The sequence below is a fragment of the Gemmatimonadaceae bacterium genome (assembly GCA_035533015.1).
Lineage (GTDB): Bacteria > Gemmatimonadota > Gemmatimonadetes > Gemmatimonadales > Gemmatimonadaceae > JAGWRI01.
The window spans coordinates 237,784-257,927 of record DATLUQ010000051.1; the positions used below are offsets into that span (position 1 = coordinate 237,784).

18 protein-coding genes are annotated in these 20,144 nt (G+C 68.4%); 9 read left to right on the forward strand and 9 right to left on the reverse strand.

Annotated features, from left to right (window positions below):
- Nucleotides 1-10 precede the first annotated feature (10 nt).
- Nucleotides 11-862 (reverse strand): DnaB-like helicase C-terminal domain-containing protein, encoded by an 852-nt coding sequence (locus VNF92_10955; protein HVA58401.1) that lies wholly within the window; start codon nucleotides 860-862, stop codon nucleotides 11-13.
- A gap of 46 nt (nucleotides 863-908) precedes the next feature.
- On the reverse strand, nucleotides 909-1,340 hold the full coding sequence (locus VNF92_10960) for a hypothetical protein (GenBank protein ID HVA58402.1): 432 nt from the start codon (nucleotides 1,338-1,340) through the stop codon (nucleotides 909-911).
- 60 nt (nucleotides 1,341-1,400) lie between these two features.
- Here VNF92_10960 and VNF92_10965 point away from each other — a divergent pair, with 60 nt between their 5' ends.
- Genes VNF92_10965 through VNF92_10985 form a run of 5 tightly spaced genes read left to right on the forward strand, consistent with a single transcriptional unit; the run spans nucleotide 1,401 to nucleotide 7,765 of the window.
- Entirely contained in the window at nucleotides 1,401-2,963 is a 1,563-nt protein-coding gene (locus VNF92_10965) for a response regulator (protein HVA58403.1), read from the forward strand.
- Nucleotides 2,964-3,013: 50 nt separating this feature from the next.
- Nucleotides 3,014-4,810 carry an ABC transporter transmembrane domain-containing protein gene (locus VNF92_10970; GenBank protein ID HVA58404.1) on the forward strand — a complete coding sequence of 599 codons (1,797 nt, stop codon included), beginning with the start codon at nucleotides 3,014-3,016 and terminating at the stop codon, nucleotides 4,808-4,810.
- The gene (locus VNF92_10975; GenBank protein ID HVA58405.1) at nucleotides 4,807-5,745 is read left to right on the forward strand and encodes a lysophospholipid acyltransferase family protein; all 939 of its coding nucleotides are present in this window, start codon (nucleotides 4,807-4,809) and stop codon (nucleotides 5,743-5,745) included. Before VNF92_10970 ends, VNF92_10975 begins: the two co-directional genes overlap by 4 nt.
- Nucleotides 5,742-6,614 carry an ABC transporter permease gene (locus VNF92_10980; GenBank protein ID HVA58406.1) on the forward strand — a complete coding sequence of 291 codons (873 nt, stop codon included), beginning with the start codon at nucleotides 5,742-5,744 and terminating at the stop codon, nucleotides 6,612-6,614. Before VNF92_10975 ends, VNF92_10980 begins: the two co-directional genes overlap by 4 nt.
- Nucleotides 6,611-7,765: an aminotransferase class V-fold PLP-dependent enzyme gene (locus VNF92_10985; GenBank protein ID HVA58407.1), complete on the forward strand. Its 1,155-nt coding sequence runs from the start codon at nucleotides 6,611-6,613 to the stop codon at nucleotides 7,763-7,765. Before VNF92_10980 ends, VNF92_10985 begins: the two co-directional genes overlap by 4 nt.
- 7 nt (nucleotides 7,766-7,772) lie before the next feature.
- Here VNF92_10985 and tyrS read toward each other — a convergent pair whose 3' ends face one another.
- Nucleotides 7,773-9,068, reverse strand: coding sequence for a tyrosine--tRNA ligase (gene tyrS / locus VNF92_10990; GenBank protein ID HVA58408.1), 1,296 nt, complete (start codon nucleotides 9,066-9,068; stop codon nucleotides 7,773-7,775).
- 84 nt (nucleotides 9,069-9,152) lie between these two features.
- Here tyrS and VNF92_10995 point away from each other — a divergent pair, with 84 nt between their 5' ends.
- From VNF92_10995 to VNF92_11010, 4 genes are all read left to right on the forward strand, one after another.
- Nucleotides 9,153-11,369, forward strand: a complete 2,217-nt coding sequence (locus tag VNF92_10995) for a PBP1A family penicillin-binding protein (protein HVA58409.1) — start codon at nucleotides 9,153-9,155, stop codon at nucleotides 11,367-11,369.
- Entirely contained in the window at nucleotides 11,366-12,703 is a 1,338-nt protein-coding gene (locus VNF92_11000) for an amidohydrolase family protein (protein HVA58410.1), read from the forward strand. Before VNF92_10995 ends, VNF92_11000 begins: the two co-directional genes overlap by 4 nt.
- Nucleotides 12,704-12,778: 75 nt before the next feature.
- Complete coding sequence (locus VNF92_11005; protein ID HVA58411.1) at nucleotides 12,779-13,741, forward strand: branched-chain amino acid transaminase; 963 nt, start codon at nucleotides 12,779-12,781, stop codon at nucleotides 13,739-13,741.
- Between the two features lie 45 nt (nucleotides 13,742-13,786).
- Nucleotides 13,787-14,371 carry an HNH endonuclease gene (locus VNF92_11010; protein HVA58412.1) on the forward strand — a complete coding sequence of 195 codons (585 nt, stop codon included), beginning with the start codon at nucleotides 13,787-13,789 and terminating at the stop codon, nucleotides 14,369-14,371.
- 12 nt (nucleotides 14,372-14,383) lie between these two features.
- On the opposite strand, the gene VNF92_11015 is transcribed toward VNF92_11010, so the two are convergent.
- From VNF92_11015 to VNF92_11040, 6 genes are all read right to left on the reverse strand, one after another.
- The gene (locus VNF92_11015; protein ID HVA58413.1) at nucleotides 14,384-15,037 is read right to left on the reverse strand and encodes a hypothetical protein; all 654 of its coding nucleotides are present in this window, start codon (nucleotides 15,035-15,037) and stop codon (nucleotides 14,384-14,386) included.
- 3 nt (nucleotides 15,038-15,040) lie between these two features.
- On the reverse strand, nucleotides 15,041-16,744 hold the full coding sequence (locus tag VNF92_11020) for a hypothetical protein (GenBank protein ID HVA58414.1): 1,704 nt from the start codon (nucleotides 16,742-16,744) through the stop codon (nucleotides 15,041-15,043).
- 67 nt (nucleotides 16,745-16,811) lie between these two features.
- Nucleotides 16,812-18,194, reverse strand: a complete 1,383-nt coding sequence (locus tag VNF92_11025; protein ID HVA58415.1) for a sigma-54 dependent transcriptional regulator — start codon at nucleotides 18,192-18,194, stop codon at nucleotides 16,812-16,814.
- Between the two features lie 15 nt (nucleotides 18,195-18,209).
- Nucleotides 18,210-18,542 carry a hypothetical protein gene (locus VNF92_11030; GenBank protein HVA58416.1) on the reverse strand — a complete coding sequence of 111 codons (333 nt, stop codon included), beginning with the start codon at nucleotides 18,540-18,542 and terminating at the stop codon, nucleotides 18,210-18,212.
- Complete coding sequence (locus tag VNF92_11035) at nucleotides 18,539-18,820, reverse strand: hypothetical protein (protein ID HVA58417.1); 282 nt, start codon at nucleotides 18,818-18,820, stop codon at nucleotides 18,539-18,541. Before VNF92_11035 ends, VNF92_11030 begins: the two co-directional genes overlap by 4 nt.
- Nucleotides 18,817-20,076: a HAMP domain-containing sensor histidine kinase gene (locus tag VNF92_11040; GenBank protein ID HVA58418.1), complete on the reverse strand. Its 1,260-nt coding sequence runs from the start codon at nucleotides 20,074-20,076 to the stop codon at nucleotides 18,817-18,819. The genes VNF92_11035 and VNF92_11040 overlap by 4 nt, the downstream gene beginning before the upstream one ends.
- Nucleotides 20,077-20,144: the final 68 nt, after the last annotated feature.

Consider the following 20,144-nt stretch of genomic DNA (forward strand, 5'->3'; position numbering starts at 1 on the left):
GGCTGGCTGCCTACCGATCGGGATCCAACATGTCTTCGAACCGCATCCACTGCGCGTAGAAGTACAGGTCGATGTACCCGGTACCGCCGTTACGGTTCTTGCGCACCAGAAGTTCGGTGGCGCCTTCGATCTCGCGCCGCGGGTCGTACATCGCTTCGCGGAAGAGCGCCAGGACCACGTCCGCGTGATGCTTGACCGCGCCCAGAGCGCCGAAGTCGTCGAGATGGGGGCGCCGGTCTTCGCGCGGGACGAGGCCCGGAAGTTGTGCGGTCGTGAGTAGGGCGATATTCAGCCGGAGCGCGAGCGCTTTGAGGTCGAGCACCGCCTGAGCCATGTCCTCGTCGCGATCGCGAGCGCCCATGACAAGTGACTCGAGCGGGTCCACCACTACCAGCTCGGCTTCGGGGCGGGACTCGAGGGCGGCGGCGAGCGCGGCGGCGCCGCCCGCCGGAAGCGGATCGAGAGCCGGCAGCGCATCGCGAAGCCGTACGGCCGCGGCGCCGACCGCGGCGCGGCTGCGCTCGTCCAGCGCGCCCTGGCGCAGATCGTCGATCCGTACGCGGCCTTCGATCGCAAGCGCGCGTTCCATGACGCGCTGCGATGTCATCTCGCCGTTGAACAACACCGTGCTCGTGCCCTGCTGCGCGGCGCGCAGGGCGATCGCCAACGCGAGCGCGGACTTGCCGCTCGCGACGTCGCCCCCTAGCACCAGCAGATCACCGCGGCGGAACCCGCCTCCCAGCATCCGGTCGATGCTCGGAAAGCCGCTCGGCACCGTGTCGAGCGCCGGAGCGCCGTCGGCCGTGGCGTCGACGCGCGACATCAATTGCGAGATGGGTGAAATGTCCGTGCTCAGAGCCATGCGAGACGGTAAGGGTCACTCGGCGAGGCGAGCAAGCAGCATAGCGTTATCCCGCAAGAGCTTGCGCCAGACGATCCAGTTCTGAACGTGATGCCGAATCGAGGTAACTCGCGGTGACGGCGATCACCGACATGAGCGGGGCTCGCATACTCGCGGGGTCGTCCGTGGTGCTCGCGTCAATGAGTTTGGCCACCGTCGCCCTGACGCCAGCCGGCACGGCCAGCGCGTTGAGCCAGGCCCGCGCCCCCTGGGCGCGGGCCTGACGCAACGACGGTGGAACCGCGCCACCCGTTGTGTCCATGGCATCGCGGGCCAGACGCGCCCCCATGAAACAGGCCAGGATTGCTTCGCGCGCCCCGCCGAGCGGTGCACGCCCGGCCAGGGCGGCGAGCGCGGGATAGGGAAAGGCCGGCGGGATGACGGCGTAAGGGGGAAGGGCGGCGAGCACGGGGTCAATCTGCGGCGTGATCACCGGCATTGCCAGCGACGATGATGACTCCGTTGCTCGCTCATTTTCGGACGGCTACATTCCGCACACATGGCGCACCAGGCGAAATCCGTCCTCTGGGTGGACGACGAGGCGGAGCTGCTGGAACCGCACCGCATGTTCTTGCGGGACAAAGGGTTTCACGTTGAGACGGCGAGCAACGCAGACGACGCCGCGGAGATGGTGCGGCGCCGGACATTCGATCTTGTCTTGCTTGATGAGCAGATGCCGGGCAAGCGCGGCATCGAGGCCTACCGCGAGCTCCGCGAAATCGATCCCAACGTGGCCATCGTGATGGTCACCAAGAGCGAAGAGGACGAGACGCTCAACGAAGCGCTCGGCGCCGACATGACCGAATACCTGGTCAAGCCGGTGACGCCGCGGCAGGTGTATGCGCTGGTCACGCGGCTCGTCGAGGGACCGCGCATCAGGCACCAGGCTCTCGCCCGCCGGTTCGTGGACCGATTCCGCGAGCTGCAGACGGAGTCGTTGCGCGTGCTCGACTGGAGGGGCTGGATCGACCGGTACCTGGAACTCACGCAGTGGGATCTGGATCTTGCCGCGGCCGGGGAGGCCGGGCTCTACGATTCGCTGCGCGGGCTGTATCCCGACTTCAGGCGTGAGTTCGCGCATTATATGCAGCGCGCCTATCCCGACTGGCTGACCCAGCTAGACGGCGACCGCCCGCCGCTGAGCATCGACATCGTCTCGGAGTTCGTGCTGCCGGTACTGGAGCGCGATCGCGGCGTGCTCTATGTGGTCGTGGACTGCCTGCGGTTGGATCAGTGGAAGGTGATCGAGCCGATCATCGCCCAGTTGTTCGAGGTCGAGACGACCCACTACTTCTCGGTGCTCCCGACGGCGACGCCGTTCGCGCGGAATGCGTTGTTCAGCGGGCTGTTTCCTGTTGAGATCGAGGCCCGGTTTCCGCAGTGGTGGGGCGAGCGTGACGACGAGTCGCTCAATGCGCACGAGCGCGAGTTGCTCGAGGCGCACCTGAACGACCTGCACAAGCCCGTGCCGGTGCGCTACGAGAAGATCAACACGACGCTCGACGCCAACGACCTGGAACGCCGGCTGTCGAACGCCGTCGGGCCGGACGGGATCAGCGCCTTCGTGTTCAACTTCATCGACCTGCTCACGCATGGCCGGTCCGAGTCGGCGATCCTCTATGAAGTGGCCCGCGACGAGATTGCGCTGCGCCAACTCACGCACCAGTGGTTCCTCCGGTCGCCACTTCTCGCCGTGCTCAAAGAGGCGGCGCGCCGTGGGCTCAAGGTGCTGCTGACCAGCGATCACGGATCCATCCACTGCAACACGCCGGCCACGGTGTTCGCCAAGCGAGACGCGACGCCACACCTGCGCTACAAATTCGGCGAGGATCTGCGCGCCGAGCATCCGGAACAGGCGCTGCTCTTCCGGCGCGAGGACGCGCTCAAGTTGCCTCGGCGCGGCCTCGGGGCCAACACGCTGCTCGCCACCGGCGACTGCTTCTTCGTGTATCCCACCAAGCTTCGCGAGTACCAGAGCCGCTACCGCGGCTCGTTCCTACACGGCGGCGTGACGCCCGAAGAGTGCATCCTGCCGGTGTCCCTGCTCACGCCGCGCCGCTGATGTCCCTGTACCGGCGACTCCTCGGTTTCTTGCGCCCGCACTGGTGGCGCATGGCGGGAACTATCGGGGCCAGCGTGGTCGCGGCGGCGCTGAGCGCGTTCTCACTCACGCTGCTGATCCCATTCCTGAACGCGATCTTCGGCAAACCGCAGTACATCCTGCCGACGAGCCGGTTGGCGCCACTGCAGAATTGGCTGCTCGGTGCGTTCCTCGATCCCAGCCGGCCGCTGTCGTCGCTGGAAGCGATGATGGCCGTGATCGTCGTGGTGGTCGTCGTGAAGAACGGGTTCGTGTGGCTGGCCGGGCAGTGGGGGGCATCGCTGCAGGAGCTGGTCACCCGTGACCTCCGCGATCGGGTGTTCAATCACCTGCAGCGGCTGCCCCTCGGATACTTCCAGCGGACGAAAACGGGGCAGGTGATCTCCAAGGTTCTCTCCGACACCGAGCAGACCAAGGCGCTGATCACGGAGATCGTCACCAAGAGCATCCAGAACGCAGCGACGATCGTTGCCATGGTGGTGTTCCTCCTCGCGATCTCCGTGAAACTCACGGTGCTGTCGCTGGTGGTCGCCCCGCTGCTCACCCTGGCGCTGCAACCGATCCTCCGGAAGCTGCGCCACTCCTACCGCCGGCTGCGGAACGACTACGGCGAGATCACGAGCGTGCTCCAGGAAGTCGTGAGCGGCATCCGGCTCGTCAAATCGTTCGGCGCCGAGCCATATGAGGACATGCGGTTCACCGAGGCCAACCATCGGTACGCCACCGGCATGGTGCGGGTCGCACGTACGGCGGTGCTGTCGCAACCGCTCACCGAGGTCATCGGTACGTGCGTGGCCGTGGTCATTCTCTGGATCGGCGCCAGGGCAGCCCTGGCGCCCAGTCCGTCGATCGACGGCGCAACGCTCATCACCTTCATGATCATGGTGATGCAGCTGCTCCCGCCGCTCAAGCAACTGTCGCAGATGCCGACCACGGCGCAGCAGTCCATGGCAGCCGCCGAGCGCCTGTTCGGCGTGCTCGACCAACCCACCGAACTGGCGACCGACAAGGGCACCGTACAGGTGCTCGAGTTCCGCGACCGCATCACGTTCGAGCACGTCACGTTCGCCTACGACCACGAGCCGGTGCTCACCGACATCAGCTTCTCGGCGCACAAGGGCGCGATTGTCGCGCTCGTGGGGCCAAGTGGGGCGGGAAAGAGCACACTCGTGGACCTCATCCCGCGCTTCTACGAGCCGGGGAGTGGACGCATCCTGCTCGACGGCGCGGACACGCGCGCGATCACGCTCCGGTCGCTGCGCACGCTGACGGGCATCGTGAGCCAGGATACCGTGCTGTTCAACGATACGGTGCGGCGCAACATCGCCTACGGCGCCGGGGACCGTTACACCGATGCCGAGGTCGAGGCGGCGGCCCGAGCCGCCAACGCCCACGGTTTCATCACCGAGCTGCCACAGGGGTACGCCACGGTCCTCGGCGAGCGCGGAACGCGGCTCTCCGGTGGTCAGCGGCAGCGCATCGCGATCGCGCGCGCGCTGCTCACCGACCCGCCCGTCCTGATTCTCGACGAAGCGACCTCGGCGCTGGATACCGAGTCCGAGCGGTTGGTGCAGGAAGCGATCGACCGCCTGCTCGCCGGCCGTACGGTATTCGTCATCGCGCATCGGCTGTCGACGATCACCCACGCCAGCCAGATCCTGGTACTCGACCGCGGACGCATCGTGGAGCGCGGCACGCACGCGGAACTGCTGGCCCTGCAGGGCGCGTACCACCGCCTCCACTCGCTGCAGTTCCGCGACGAACGCGCGTCCACGCCGGTCGGCCTGGTCGTCGCCGCCGACGAATGACCGACGCGGCGATCCGCCAGCCTACCCTGTCGCACCGCGCCCAGTATGCCGCGCTGCGGGGTGCCGTGGGTACGCTCGATCTGCTGGGGTTCCGGCGCGCCAGCGCCGTGGGTGCCCGGCTCGGCGCGCTCGGCTACCGGCCACTCGGCATGCGCCGTCCCGTGGTGGAGCGCCAGCTCCGGGCGGCATTTCCCGAATGGAACGCGGCGCGCGTGGCCGCCGTGGCGCGGGGCGCGTACGAGAGCCTCGGGCGCACGTTCATCGAAACGGCCGTGCTGCCATCGTATTCCCGCGAGCAGGTGCTTGGCCTGTTCGAGCGCGTCGACAATTGGGCGGCGGTCGACGCGGCGCGCGCGCATGGGCGTGGCCTCATCCTGCTCACCGGCCACATCGGGAACTGGGAGCTGGGCGGGGCATATCTTGCCGCCCGCGGCGTGCCGCTCGATGCGGTGGCCCGCGGCATGCAGAACCCGTTGTTCGACGCCTATCTCACGCGCACGCGCGAGCGTATCGGAATGCACGTGGTGCACGACGCCGACGCGGTGCGGCAGGTGCCGCGCGCGCTGCGGGCCGGACGGGCCGTGGCGTTCCTGTTCGACCAGGGTGCCGTGGGACTCGCGTCCACCTGGGTGCCCTTTTTCGGACGCATGGCCAAGACTCCGCGTGGTCCGGCGGTGTTCGCCCTGCGTCTGGACACGCCGATGGTGTTCGGTGCGGCCATCCGCCAGCCGAGCGGACGGTTCGCGATCAGCTTCGAGCCGGTGCACACGGTGCGCACGGGCGACCGTGACGCCGACGTCGACGCCATGGTGGCGGCCTATACGGCCGTGCTCGAGCGGTGGGTACGCCGCGTCCCGGAGCAATACTTCTGGCATCACCGCCGCTGGAAGCACCAGCGGCCCGGCACGCCAGCCGCACTGGGCGACCCATCGTGAGCACGCGTCCGCGCGCCGTCCTGCGTCGTGATCCGCGTGCCTGGTTCGCGGTGGGCGTGATCGCGCTCCTCGCGTTCGCTGCCGTTGCGGCGCCGTTGGTGGCCCGACACGACCCGCTGGCGATCGATCTGCGCGCGCAACTGCTGCCGCCGAGCGGCTCGCACTGGCTGGGTACCGACGTGCAGGGGCGCGACGTATGGGCCCGGCTCGTGTACGGGGCGCGCATCTCGCTCTCCGTGGGCGTGGGGTCGCAGGTCATTGCCCTGTCGCTGGGGCTCGCGCTGGGGCTCGCCGCCGGCTACTACGGCCGGTGGGTGGATGAGATGGTGATGCGGCTGGCCGACGTGACACTGGCCTTTCCGACGCTGCTCCTGCTGATCGCGCTGGTGGCGGCGCTGCAGCCGTCGTTGGCGATCGTGTTTCTCACCATCGGTTTCGTAGGGTGGGCGGCGATGGCGCGGTTGGTGCGCGGGCAGGTGCTGGTGGTGCGCGAACTGGAGTTCGTGCAGGCGTCGCGGGCGCTGGGTGCGCCCGACGGGCGGGTGATCGTGCGCCACGTGCTCCCGAACGTGATCGCGCCGGTGGTGATCGCGGCCACATTGGGCATCGCGGCCGCGATCATGGCCGAGTCGTCACTGTCGTTTCTCGGGCTGGGCGTGCAGCCGCCGACGCCGAGTTGGGGCGCCATGATCGCCGACGGTCGCGACCTGGCACAGCTCAGCCATGCGCCCTGGACGTCGGTAGCGCCGGGGGTGGCGATCGCCATCACCGTGCTGGCATTCAACCTGTTGGGCGACGCCCTGCGCGACGCCCTCGATCCGCGAGGCCTCGCGACGGCGGGCCGCGCGGCGGAGGTTCCCCAGACATGAGCTACGACGTCGCGGCGCTGCGCGCCCAGGAATTTCCGTGGATGGATGCGGCGGGCGCGGTGTTCCTGAACAGCGCCTCCACAGGGCCGCTGCCGCGGCGCACCGTGCGGGCGGTCGGGGCCTTCACCGATCTGCGGCACGAGCCGCATCGGATGCCGGACCCGCTCCTGTTCGAGACGCTGGCCCGGTCCCGCGCGCTGGTCGCGCGGCTGATCCACTCCACCCAGGAGGAGATCGCGCTCGCCGTGAACACGAGCTACGGCATCAACATGGCCGCCGCGGCGCTGCCGCTTGGGCCCGGCGACGTCGTGGTGGTGCCCGACGGTGAGTTCCCGGCCAATATGTATCCGTGGCTGGCGCTGGCGCCGAAGCGAGGGGCCACGGTGCGGGTGATCCCGCTACGCGACGGCGTGTGTGATGAGCAGAGACTTATAGATGCGGTCGACGATCCGGCCGTGAAAGTCGTGGCGGTCTCGTGGGTCGGGTTCGCCACGGGCTACCGCGTGGATCTGGCGGCGCTGGGCCGCCGCTGCCGCGAGCGCGGCGTGCACCTGGTGGTGGATGCCATCCAGGGGCTGGGCGTGGTTCCGTTGGATGTGCGCGAGGTACAGCCGGCGATTCTCGCGTGTGGCGCCCAGAAGTGGCTGCTCTCGCCGTGGGGGGCCGGGTTCACCTATGTGCGACAGGACCTCGTGCCGCACCTCGACCCTCCGTTCGTGAGCTGGATGGCGGTAAAGGGCTCCGATGACTTCCGCAATTTGCTCGACTACGACATGACCTGGCGCGACGACGCGCGTCGGTTCGAGTTCGTCACCGTCCCGTTTCAGGATTTTGCGGGCATGAATGCGAGTCTCGAGTTGCTGCTCGAGTTGGGCCCCGAGGCGGTCGCCGCCCACGTGCGGCGGCTGGCCGACCGCGTGGTGGCGTGGGCCGGTCGCCGCCCGGACATGGGGTTGGTGACGCCCGCCGATCCGGCCCATCGCGCCGGTATCGTGTGCGTGGCCCCTCCCGACCCGGAGGCCACGAGCCAGCGGCTGCGCGAGGCCGGCATCGCGCACTCGCAGCGCGAGGGCGCCATGCGCCTGGCCATCCACGCCTTCAACAGCGACGACGACGTCACGCGCGCGCTCGACGTGATCGGCGCCCACTAACCGGTGGTCAGACCAGGATGCGCACCAGCGCGTACTCACGCTTGCCCTTGCCCAGGATCACGTGGCGGCCGGTCAGCAGCACGCCGATCGTGTCGACATAGCGCTCCGACGCGGCCAGTTTGCGCTTGTTCACTGATACGCCGCCCTGCTCGAGCAACCGCCGCGCGGCGCCGTTGGAGCTGGCGATGCCTGCCGCGGTGAGCAGCTTGCACACGTCGAGCTGCCCGGGCGTCTCGCCCGCCACGTCGGCCTCCCGCACCTGGGTGAAGGGCGCGTCGGTGCTCAACTGCGCCAGCGCACCCGCCGATAGCGACGCCGGATCCAGCCCGCCGAAATAGAACCCCGACACCTCTTCAGCGGCGGCGAGCGCCGCCTCGCCATGCAGGCGGCGTGTCATCTCGCGTGCCAGCGCGCGCTGCGCGTTCCGCTGTTCCGGATGCTCGGCCACGGCGCGATCGAACGCCTCGATCTCGTCGCGCGACAGCAGGGTGAAGTAGCGCAGGTATTTCCCCGCGTCGCGGTCGTCGGTGTTGATCCAGTACTGGTAGAAACGGTAGGGAGAGGTGAGGCGGGCGTCGAGCCACACGGCGCCCGTCTCGCTCTTGCCGAACTTGGCGCCGCCGGCGGTGGTCACGAGCGGCAGGGTGAGGGCGTGCCCGTGTGCGCCGGTGCCCTCCGCGCGGTGAATGAGTTCGATGCCGGCCGTGATGTTTCCCCACTGGTCGCTGCCGCCGAGCTGCAGGGTGACGCCGTCGCGGCGCCACAACTCCAGGAAGTCGTAAGCCTGGAGCAGCATGTACGAGAACTCGGTGTACGAGATGCCGCCCTCGAGGCGGGTCTTCACCGACTCCTTCTGGAGCATGTAGTTCACCGTGAAATGCTTGCCCACGTCGCGCATGAACTCGATGGCGCCGAGCTTGGTGAGCCAGTCGGCGTTGTTGCGCATGATCGCGGCGTGCCGGCCCTCGAAATCCATGAACCGCGCCAGCTGGTCTCGGATGGCGCGGGCATTCGCCTCGACCTCGGCCGCCGACGCGAGCTGCCGTTCGGTCGACCGGCCGCTGGGGTCGCCGATGAGGCCGGTGCCCCCGCCCACGAGTACCACCGGCCGGTGGCCGGCTCGCTGCAGGTGCACGAGCCCCATCACGGGGATCAGATTGCCCACGTGGAGGCTGGCCGCCGTGGGGTCAAACCCCGCGTAGCCGGAGACGACGCCCGCGTGCAACGCGTCGGCCAGACCGTCGGTGTGCTGGTAGAGGAGCCCGCGCCACTGGAGCTCGTCGAGCAGGGGGTGCGAAGGCATCCCCAATTATAGAGGCGTATAGAGACAAAGTCACACGCGCCGCGTTGGTGCGCGGCGCGCCCAGCCGTTAGCTTCCTGCCCATCGTGCAGCTGCCACTTCAACGCTTCCGCAAACGGCACCCGGTGCTGACCCGCCGCGCCCTGATCGCCGGCGTGTTCGCGACGTGCTTCGCGGCCGGGGTCGCGACGTCCAGCTGGGCGCTGGTGTGCGACGCCGGCCGCTGCCCGTCGGTGAGCGTGCTCGAGGCCTACACACCGCGCCAGACGTCCAAGGTGTACGCCGCCGACGGCCAGTTCATCACCGAACTGGGATTGGAGCGCCGCACGCTCGTCAAATTGGCCGATATTCCGATGGTCGTGCGGGATGCCTTCCTCGCCACCGAGGACAAGCGATTCTACTCGCACCACGGCATCGACTTCATCCGCATGGTGGGGGCCGGGCTGCGCAACCTGCGGAGCGGCGGTTACGCGCAGGGCTTCTCCACGATCACGATGCAACTGGCGCGCAACGTGTTTCCCGAACGGATCACCCGCGAGAAGTCGCTCATCCGCAAGCTCAAGGAGACCAAGGTCGCGCTGGCCATCGAACGCCACTACTCCAAGGACAAGATCCTGGAGTTGTACCTGAACCAGATCTACCTGGGCAACGGCGCCCACGGTGTGGAGACCGCCTCGCAGCGGTACTTCGGCAAGTCGGTGCGCGACCTGAACCTTGCCGAAGCGGCGACGCTCGCCGCCCTGCCCAAGGCGCCGAGCCGATATGACCCGAGGCGTTTTCCCGATCGGGCGGTGCAGCGGCGCAATACCATCATCGAGTTGATGCAACAGGATGGGCTCGTGGACGCCGCCGACGCCAGCATGGCGCGGGCCTATCCGCTCGATCTGGCCGGGCGAGCCGAATCGGGGGACATCGCTCCCTACTTCATCGAGTGGGTGCGGCAGCAACTCGATGCCCGGTTCGGCCAGCGCCTCTACGAGCAGGGGCTCAAGGTCTACACCACCCTTGACCTGGAACTCCAGTCGGCCGCCGAACGCGCACTGGAAACGCAGCTGCGGGCGATCGAGGCGGGGCGCTACGGGCCGTACCGGCATCCCACGTTCGAGCAGTACCTGGCGCGCGCGGGCGAGGGGGAGGCGCGGACCGACGCGAACTCGCCGTATCTGCAGGGGGCGTTCGTGGCCATGGATCCGCGCACCGGGGCGGTGCTCGCCATGGTCGGCGGGCGCGATTTCGACGATTCCAAGTTCAATCGCGCCACCCAAGCGCTGCGCCAGCCGGGGTCGACGTTCAAGCCGATCGTGTATTCCACGGCCGTGCAGGCGGGGATGCCGCCCTCGTATCTGGTGGATGACGAGCCGCTCGCCGTGCCGCAGGTGGACGGGACGGATTGGACGCCGCAGAACTTCGACCTCAAATTCGAAGGTCGCATGACCATGCGGCGCGCGTTCTACCAGTCGCGCAATGTGCCGGCCATCCGCATCGGCATGGAGCTTGGCGAACAGAACGTGATCGACGAGGCGCGAAAATTCGGCATCACGACGCCGATCCCGCCCTATCCCTCCATCCACATCGGGGCCGCCGACGTCTATCCCCTTGAGTTGATCGCTGCCTATAGCACCTTCGCCACGCTGGGCACCCGCGCCGCGCCGATCGGCATCACGCGCGTCGAAAACGCCGCGGGCAAAGTGCTCTGGCAGCAGGCGCCGCAGCTCACGACCATCCTCACGCCGCAACAGGCGTGGATCATGGTGGACATGATGAAGGACGTCGTGACCCAGGGGTCGGCGGCGGGGTCGGTGGGGCAGTACTTCCACTTGCCGGCCGGCGGCAAGACGGGCACGACCAACGACGGTGCGGACGTCTGGTTCATCGGCTACACGTCGGATCTGGTGGCGGGGCTCTGGATCGGGCTCGACAAACCGGCCAAGATCAAGGCGAACGCCCAGGGTGGGCTGCTCGCGGCGCCTGCCTGGACGGCGTTCATGAACGAGGTGTATCGTCGCAAACCGGCCCCGCCCGATTGGCCGCGGCCCGAAGGGATCGTGTCGCGGGACATCGACTTCACCACCAACATGCTGCGCACTCAGTATTGCCCGCCGGCCGACGTCATGTCCGAGGTCTACATCGCGGGCACGGAACCCACGCGGCCGTGCGACGTACATACCGCCCACGGCATCGTGCTCAAGCCCGATACGACGCCCGCGGTATTGGTGCCCCGGAAGCTGACCATCCCGGACACGACGAATCCGTTCTACATCCCACCCAAACGGAAGCCGGGCGGCGGCGGCCGACTGTGGTGAGGCGGTACCACGCGGCGTGGGTGCTCCCGATCACCATGCCACCCGTGCGCGACGGCACGGTGGCCGTGGCCGACGGCCGCATCGTGTACGTCGGCCGGCGCGCCGGCGCGCCGGCGGGCGACGACGTGGACCTGGGCGACGCCGCTCTCCTGCCGGGATTAGTAAATGCTCATTGCCATCTCGAGCTGACGTCGATGCGCGGGTTCCTGGAGGACCTCGACTTCCGGTCGTGGATCCTCCGTCTCACCCTCGCCCGCCGCGAAGTCCTGACCCGCGACATGCTGGTGGACGGGGCGCGGTTCGGGATCGACGAAGGCCTGGCCGCTGGGATCACCACGTACGGCGACACCTGCGAGTCGGGGGCGGCGTTCGACGCGATGCTCGAACGCGGCGTGCGCGGCATCGTGTACCAGGAGGTGTTCGGGCCCGCGCCCGTGGCGTGCGATGAGGTCCTGGAGGAACTCAAAGCCAGGGTGGCCGCACTGCAGAGACGGCAAACGCCGCTGGTGAGCGTCGGCGTGTCCCCGCACGCTCCGTATACGGTCAGCGACCGGCTGTTCGCTGCGGTGGCGCGGTACGCCAGCCAGGCCGGATTGCCGATGGCCATTCACATCGCGGAGAGCGAAGCCGAACAGCAGTTGGTGGTCGAGGGACGGGGGGAGTTCGCCGACGCACTCATCAAGCGCGGCATCCGCGTCGAGGGACGCGCTCGCAGTCCCATCCAATTGCTGCGCGGCCTCCGCGTGCTCGACGCTCAACCGCTCCTCATCCATTGCGTGCACGCCGATGCCGTGGATGTGCACGCGATCGCCGCGTCGGGGAGTTCCGTGGCCCACTGTCCAGCGTCCAATGCCAAGCTGGGTCATGGTGTGGCCCCGCTCACGGACTTCCTCAGCGCCGGCGTCTCGGTGGGGCTGGGGTCCGATTCGGTGGCCGCCAACAATCGCATGGACATCCTCGGCGAGGCCCGGCTGGCCGCGTTGCAGCAGCGTGCGCGCGTGCGGCGCCCCGACGTGATGCCGGCGGCGCGGGCCCTGCGGCTGGCCACGATCGACGGTGCCCGCGCCCTCGGCCTCGACGCCGAGGTGGGGTCGCTGGAGCCGGGCAAGGCGGCGGACCTGGCGGCCTTCCCACTCGACGGGCGGTTCGGGCCAACGCACGACGTCGAGAGCGCGATCGTGTTCGCGTTGAATGGGGTGCCGGCATCGCTCGTGGCCGTCGCGGGCAAGGTCCTCGTGCAGAACGGGGCCGTGGCGCACGGCGACCCGGCGCTGGCCGGCCGTGTCCAGCACACCGCCAACCTGCTGCAGCAATGGCAGGCTGGGCGCGAGTAGCGGGGAACATCCGCTGGCGGGGGGCGCGGCTCCCCACTTAAGATTGATAATACCCTGCTTTCAAGGAGCAAGCCCATGGCGCAGCCGAAGAGCGGCCGCACGTCCAAGATCTGGCGCGACGGTCGACTCGTGAACTGGGAGGACGCGACGATCCACGTGATCAGCCACGTCGTCCAGTACGGATCGAGCGTCTTCGAGGGGATGCGCGCCTACGAGACGCCGGGCGGCGGGGCCGTGTTCCGTGCCCGCGAGCACATGCGGCGGCTCATCGACTCCTGCAAGATCTATCGGATCCCCATCAAGTACTCGTTGGACGAGTTGGTGCAGGCGTGCCTCGATACCGTCGCGGCCAACGACCTCCGGGAGTGCTACATCCGACCCGTGGTCATCAGGACGGGCGAACAGATGGGCGTGCACTCCAACACAGCGCCAACCGAGGTATTCATCATCGCATGGCACTGGGGCCCGTACCTCGGTCAGGACGGGCTCGAGACCGGCGTGGATACCCGCGTGTCGAGCTGGCGCCGGGCGGCGCCCGACACGTTCCCGACGATGGCAAAGGCCGGCGGAAACTACCTGAATTCCCAGCTGTCCAAGATGGAGGCCAAGGCCGACAACTACGCCGAAGGCATCATGCTCGACTCCTTCGGGTTCGTGTCGGAGGGGAGCGGCGAGAACCTGTTCGCGGTGCGCGACGGCGTGCTCTACACGGCGCCGCTCGGCGCCGCGATCCTGCCGGGGATCACCCGCGACGCGCTTCTGCAGTTCGCGCACGATCGAGGCATCGAGGTGCGCGAGCAGCTGCTGCCGCGCGAGTTCCTGTACGTGGCCGACGAGCTGTTCTTCTGCGGCACGGCGGTGGAGGTCACACCCATCCGCAGCGTCGACCGCGTGCCGATCGCCGACGGCAAGCGGGGGCCGATCACGGCAATGCTGCAGCAGGACTATCTCGACACCGTGCACGGGCGGATTTCCGACCGGCACGGCTGGCTGACCATGGTGCCGGAGCCCGCCGTTGCGGGGGTGGCGCATGTGTAGGCGGCGGTGCCGGCTGGGGGGTCGCGCCCGGTCCGGGAGGCACGGGTGATCGTCGGCTGTCTGGCGCTCAACGCCTCGTTCGAACCGCTCACCATGGTGCCGCTCAAACGGGCGCTGCGGTTGGTGATCGACGGCAAGGCCGAGATCGTCGAGGCCGAGACCGACCGCGTTGTGCGGTCCGAACGGCTGACGATGCCGCGCCCGGTCGTCATTCGTCTCACCAAGTTCATCCACGTGCCACGGCGCTTCCGCCGGCAGGTGACCAACACGTTCCTGTTCGCGCGCGATCACTACCGGTGCCAGTACTGCGGTCGGCACGTGACTGAACTCAAGCCGCGCGAATCGCTCACCCGGGACCACCTCATTCCGTTGTCGCGAGGCGGCACGAACGAGTGGACCAACGTGGTGGCGGCGTGCAGCCCCTGCAACACACGCAAGGGCAATCGCATGCCGGAAGAAATCGGCATGCATCCGCACACCCGCCCCATGGAGCCGCATTTCGTGCATCTGAGCTGGGCCGTGCGGCGGCTCACGCCGATCCAGGCGCATTACATCCGTACCTTCTACGGCGATGCCGTGCTGCACCAACTCGAGCGGCTCGAGCACCGCGGGGCCAGTCTGCCGGCGTGAGGCGCCTAGGCGCTACCGGCGGGGCGCGACGAAGGTGGGGGACGTGGCCTCGTAACTGCGCTTGGCGCCGCCGAGCACGCGCGACAACAGGCGTCCGATGCCATTCTTCAACGCCGACAGCGGATTGGCCCGTCCCCGTACCGCGGGTTGCAGGTCGCCGTGCAGCCAGCGCTGCAGTTCGCTCAGATCGCTGGCGCTCAGCGACTCGACATCGAGCACCACGTTGTAGTAGTACTTCGTGCCGGCCCGGGCCGGCGCCAGCGACACGCGGTACGGACGCGCGAGGATGGCCTGCGCCGAGGCGAGCGAGGGGAGCGCTCCGAAATCTTCGCGCAATTTGCCGTTGCGACGAAGAACGCGGTACGCCGACTGATACGGGTCGGGGTCATACTGCACGAACATGTCCCAGGACGTGGACCGCTCCAGTTCGTTGAACAGTCCGCCGGTGCGCCACAGTTCCAGCCGGAAGTGCAGCTGGACGGGAAACCCGTTCTTCATCAGCTCCTGGAACTGCGGGTCATCGAGCACGCCGGACGCCGAGACCATCGGGGCCAAGGATCCGTGGTCCGGTTGGATGGACACGTGCACGCCGGCATCGCGCTGCGCGAGGGCCGGCGCGGCGAACGCCAGCAGGGACGCGAGGAGGAGCCGGACGGGGGCGCGCACGCGCTAGAAGCGATGTTGGAAGCGGACGAACACGCGCGCCGGCAGCCCCGCCGTCGAGAGCGCCTTGGCCACGTAGATGCCGAACACGTCAAAGTCCAACCCCGCGCCGAGATCGCTGCGGAACGTCGACAGCGCGGGCATCTCGCCCGACCGATAGGTCATCGGGCCCCCGCGGTCGCCCACCAGCCATCCGCGCCCCGCGTCGAGGAACACCACCCAGGCCCCATCGGCGCGGAAATGCGGGCGGAGCCAACTGTCCTCGTCCCAGTCGAACAGGCGCACATGGAGATCGCTGCGGTATTCGGCCTGAGCCAGCGCGATCCGATCGCACTGCGCGGGGTAACCCGAAGGAATCGTGCCGTACGTGCACGTAGATACGTCTTCGCCGCCCTGCGGGCTGCGGAATGCGAATCCCGGGAGGGCCGCGTAGCCGTCCACGGACAGCCGGCGCTCGAGCGGCAGCGGATCGCCGCTGATCCAGCCGCCCGCGACGACGCGCAGATTGAGTTGCGCGCCGCGTGAGATGCGGTTGTACCGCCGCGCGTCCACGAACGCGCGGTTGTAATTCACTCGGCCGTTGGGGTAGGCGCGGGTCGCGTCGGTTATGCCGAGCGAATCCATGTGTCCGACCCCGTGCTCGAGTTGGGCCATCAGATACCAGCCCGCCCACGGGTTCTCCACGTCGGTGCGCGTGTCTAGTTCGAGTGTCGCGTCCAGCAGGTGCAGGTGGGCGGCGTCCTCCACCGGATTGGGGCGCCACGCGACGTTCGATCGGAACAGGGTCCATGCGTTGTTGGCGGTGCGCGGCGTCCAATGTTCGTCGGCATACGACAGGGTGAACCGATTGTTGAGACCCTGGAATACCCCGGCGGTCAGGCCTCCCCCGTGTTGTTCGTAATAGTCGCGGTAGTCCCGCCGAAAGAGGGCGGCCGCCAGTCCGGTCTCGAGGCTCGACAGTCCCCACGACTCCACCGGTGCCACCAGGTTGTATGCGCCCGCACCAATCAGGACGCCGCGGGCGGTTCCGAGCTTCAGTTCGCCATGCAGGTTGTGCCCCACGTCGTTGGCTCTCGACCGGAAGCTGCTCGCCGTGCGGAGCACCGCGTACCCGTCCAGTTGTGCGCTTCCGTTGCCGAAGTCGTAGAACACCTGCGGCCCGAGATTCACCGCCAGCCCTTCCACGCGGTTGTAGACGCCGGCGCTCGCCACCTGGAACTTGCTGCCACTCGCGTCGCGACGGGGTTCGAACCGTCGCCACCACGCGTCCTCCTCGCCGCCCGAGTCAGCGACCGCGATGCGGTCGTCCCGGCGCACGTAGCGCAGCTCGTCGCGGTAGATGCGAATCTCACCGCCCACGTACCCACGAGCGCGGCCCGCCACTTCACCGCCCACGACCAAGAGGTCGCCGTCGATCCGGGCCGTCTCGGTCACCGTCACGTTCCCGTTGATGACCACGACGTCGCCGGCCACGTGGCCGGCGATGGTCAACGGTCCGTCCAGCACCGCCAGGGCGCCACCGATCTTCCGGCCGGAATCGACGTCGAACGGGCCCTGGGCGCGCAGCGTGCCGCTCGCGTTGTACAGGCGCACGACCCGCTGCGCGATGTCGCGCGGAAGCGCCCGCCGGTGGAGCGTGGAGTCGCGCTGCTGGGCGTGCAATAGGAGCGGAACAAGGATGAGCGCCAGCGTGAGCGTGGTGCGACGCATGAGCATGCTCCTAATGTCGTGGGTCGAGTCCGCGATACGCACCCCCCGTGCCGGAACGGCGGCACCCCTATCCCGCGTCATGCCCGATCCCCAGCCGCCGCATCCGCCGATACAGATTCGGGCGGTCGGTCTGCAGTCGGCGCGCCGCTTCGGCCACGTTTCCTCCGGCCATCGACAGCGCCCGCGAGATCAGCGTGCGCTCGTATTCGTCGAGCGTGTCGCTCAGCGGCCGGGTGAGCTGGGCGGGGTCGGGAAACGGCGGCGTATCCACGGCACCTTCGCCACGGCCGATGGCCACCACGCGCTGCACGTCCGCTGCGGTCACCTGGCGTCCGGCCTGCAGAATGGCGAGTCGCTCCACCACGTTGGCCAACTCGCGCACGTTGCCGGGCCACCGGTAGCGCGTGAGCAACGCGATCGCGTCGTCGGTCCATCGCGGTGCCGGATGACCGGTGCGGCCACGGTGGAGCACCGAGAAGTGCGCCACGAGCAGTGGGATGTCGTCGGGGCGTTCACGCAGCGGCGGCACGAACAACGGGATCACGTTGAGGCGGAACAGCAAGTCCTCGCGAAACGCGCCCTCGGCCACGGCGCGCGAGAGATCCTTGTTGGTCGCCGCCAGGATGCGCACATCCACGCGGATGGGGCTCCCGCCGCCCACGCGCTCGATCTCCTTGGCTTCGATGGCGCGGAGCAACTTGGCCTGCGCTTCCTGTCCCAGATCCCCAACCTCATCGAGCAGCAGGGTGCCGCCGTGCGCCAACTCGAACCGTCCGATGCGGCGGTCCGACGCTCCGGTGAACGCGCCCTTCTCGTGGCCGAACATCTCGCTCTCCACGAGGTCCCGGGGAATGGCGGCGCAATTCACCCGCACGAACGCCCGGTCCCGCCGCGGGCTTCCCTCGTGGATGGCCGCGGCCACCAACTCCTTGCCCGTGCCCGATTCACCCGTGATGAGCACGCGGGCGTCGGTGGCCGCCACGCGCGCGATCATCTCACGCACGCGCTCCATGGCCTGGCTCCGGCCCACCATCTCGCCGCCCAGTCCCACCTCGGCGCGCAACGCCTTGGCTTCGCGTCGGGCGCGTCGCAGTTCGATGGCCGAGGAGAGCGCGAGCAGCACGCCTTCGGGGCTCAGAGGTTTTTCCAGAAAGTTGAAAGCGCCGAGCTTGGTGGCCTTCACGGCGTCGGTGAGCCCGGCCTTACCGCTCATCATCACTACCGGCGTGTCGGGCGTCGTCTCGCGCAGCTTGGCCAGCACGGCCATGCCGTCCATCTCCCCGGGAATCATGAGATCGAGGAGCACCGCGTCTGGCTCACTCTCGGCGGCCCGCAGTACGCCGGTGGCGCCATCCGCGGCCTCGCGCACTTCAAACCCTTCGGAAGCGAGCAAAGCGCCAACCATCCGCCTGATGTTGGGCTCGTCGTCGATGATCAGCACGCTGGGCATCAGTGGCCGCGCTCCTCAGCGGGGCGGCTGCTGGGGCGCGCCGAGCGAGCGCTGTTCGGTCTGGAGCTTGGTCAGAAAGCGCTGCGATTCGGCCACCCGCTCGATTTCCACGGCGATCGAATCCACGGCCTGTTCGATACGATCCAGCCGTGCGTCGAGATCCGGTGGCAGGGTCTCCGCGGTCGGCGGCGTGGTGCGACGCTCCACGGCCCGGATCACGGCCCGGATGATCGGCGTCGCGATCACCATGATCATGATCGTGCCGAACACGATGCCGACGATCGGGATGGCGTTGTCGGGTATGCCGGGAGGCAGTATGACTTGCTGGGCAAGAATGGACGCCGTCATGATGGTACCCCGGGTTTGGACGGAGGATGGACGGAGGGGGCCGCGCGATCGGACAACAGACGCGTGGTGAAGCGCTGCCCTTCGGAAATGCGTTCGACCTCCACCGCGATCGCGTCCACGGCCTGCTCGATCCGCGCGATCCGCTGCTCGGTCTCGGAACCCATGACCGGCCGTGCCCTGGCGTCCAGGTACCGCGCGATCAGGCTGAAGATGCCGCGAAAGATATAGGCCGTGAGGGCCACGCCGGCGATGGCAACGAACATGTCTTCCAATCTCATGCTTCTTCCCTCGTCAAGTTGGCGGCGGGCGGCTGCGCCCCAGGTTCCTCCGCGCCCACGGGGAGGACGAACCGAATGGTCGTCCCCGCGCCTGGCGCGCTCTCGGCAAACACCTTCCCATCGTGGGCCAGTACGGTCTGGCGTGCAATCGCCATACCGAGGCCCGTCCCGCCTGCCTTGTACGTCACGTATGGCTCCCACATTCGCGCCACCCGTTCCGGGGCGATGCCGGGGCCGGTGTCGGTCACGGCGAGCGACACGGCATCCCGCCCGTCGCACTCGGCACGGCCCACCTGTACAGCGATCGCGCCATGTCCGGCCTCACGGCAGGCCTCCACCGCATTCAACACCACGTTGCTCACCGCGCGCTGCAGTGCGTCGTGGTGTCCCCACACCATCGGGAGGTCCTCGTCCACGTGCACGGTGAGCGGCATCGATTCGGGCACCGATGCCCGCGCCGTGTACCGCACCAACTCCCCCACGTCCACCCGCGACCGCGGCCCCTCGGGCAGTTTGCCGAATTGCGAGAAATTCCTCGCCAACGCCTCCAACCGAGCCGTTTCCGTGGCCAGCACCTCGACGGTCTCCGCAAGCGCCGACGGCGCCTCGCGCTTCAGCCGGGCGACGGCGAACCGGATGGGAGTCAACGGATTCTTCAGTTCGTGCGCCGCCTGGCGGGCTGCATCGCGCAGGGCCGATGCCCGCTCCGCTTCGAGCGCGCGCGTCCGGCCGAGCGCCAGTTCATCGGACATCGTCCGCATCCGCGTGCGGAGTGTCTCGAACTCCGGCGCCCCACGCGTGGACGAACGTTCGGGAAGCGGTTCTCCGCGTCCGATGCGCCCCGTCCATCCCACCAGTTCCAGCAGGGGGCGGCTGAGCTGCCGGCTCAGGTGCCCGGCCACCCGCGACGCGCCCAGCCCCAACACACCCAGCGCCAGGAGGAGCACCCCGGCGGCCACGTAGACGGCGCGCTGGTACACGAAGGCGGCGCGCTTGGACTGCACGAGGTTGTCGTGGAGACGCTTTTCATGGGCGTTGATGGCTCCCTCCTGGGCAGGGGTGAGAGGTAGGCCCCGCATGGCTTGGAAGGCGCGCGCGCCGGTGGCGGCCGTGCTATCCCAGGCCGTGCTGGCCCCGACCAGAGAGAACACGTATTGGCTGGTCGCGAACCAGCCGGCCGCCAGTACCGCCGAGGGCACGAGGGCGAACGACAGGAGGATGACAAACAGCCGGTTGCGAAACCCAAATCGCGTCACGAACCCTCCGTCCGTACGCGCGTCATGCGCGGCGGTTTCGAACCAAACATACAGGCGGGCGAACCCCC

What these genes read in the sequence shown, in the direction of transcription:
- VNF92_10955 (HVA58401.1), bottom strand. Translation starts at nt 862, where the DNA reads ATGGCTCTGAGCACGGACATTTCACCCATCTCGCAATTGATGTCGCGC.
- VNF92_10960 (HVA58402.1), bottom strand. Translation starts at nt 1,340, where the DNA reads ATGCCGGTGATCACGCCGCAGATTGACCCCGTGCTCGCCGCCCTTCCC.
- VNF92_10965 (HVA58403.1), top strand. Translation starts at nt 1,401, where the DNA reads ATGGCGCACCAGGCGAAATCCGTCCTCTGGGTGGACGACGAGGCGGAG.
- VNF92_10970 (HVA58404.1), top strand. Translation starts at nt 3,014, where the DNA reads ATGGCGGGAACTATCGGGGCCAGCGTGGTCGCGGCGGCGCTGAGCGCG.
- VNF92_10975 (HVA58405.1), top strand. Translation starts at nt 4,807, where the DNA reads ATGACCGACGCGGCGATCCGCCAGCCTACCCTGTCGCACCGCGCCCAG.
- VNF92_10985 (HVA58407.1), top strand. Translation starts at nt 6,611, where the DNA reads ATGAGCTACGACGTCGCGGCGCTGCGCGCCCAGGAATTTCCGTGGATG.
- tyrS (HVA58408.1), bottom strand. Translation starts at nt 9,068, where the DNA reads ATGCCTTCGCACCCCCTGCTCGACGAGCTCCAGTGGCGCGGGCTCCTC.
- VNF92_11005 (HVA58411.1), top strand. Translation starts at nt 12,779, where the DNA reads ATGGCGCAGCCGAAGAGCGGCCGCACGTCCAAGATCTGGCGCGACGGT.
- VNF92_11020 (HVA58414.1), bottom strand. Translation starts at nt 16,744, where the DNA reads ATGCGTCGCACCACGCTCACGCTGGCGCTCATCCTTGTTCCGCTCCTA.
- VNF92_11025 (HVA58415.1), bottom strand. Translation starts at nt 18,194, where the DNA reads ATGCCCAGCGTGCTGATCATCGACGACGAGCCCAACATCAGGCGGATG.
- VNF92_11030 (HVA58416.1), bottom strand. Translation starts at nt 18,542, where the DNA reads ATGACGGCGTCCATTCTTGCCCAGCAAGTCATACTGCCTCCCGGCATA.
- VNF92_11035 (HVA58417.1), bottom strand. Translation starts at nt 18,820, where the DNA reads ATGAGATTGGAAGACATGTTCGTTGCCATCGCCGGCGTGGCCCTCACG.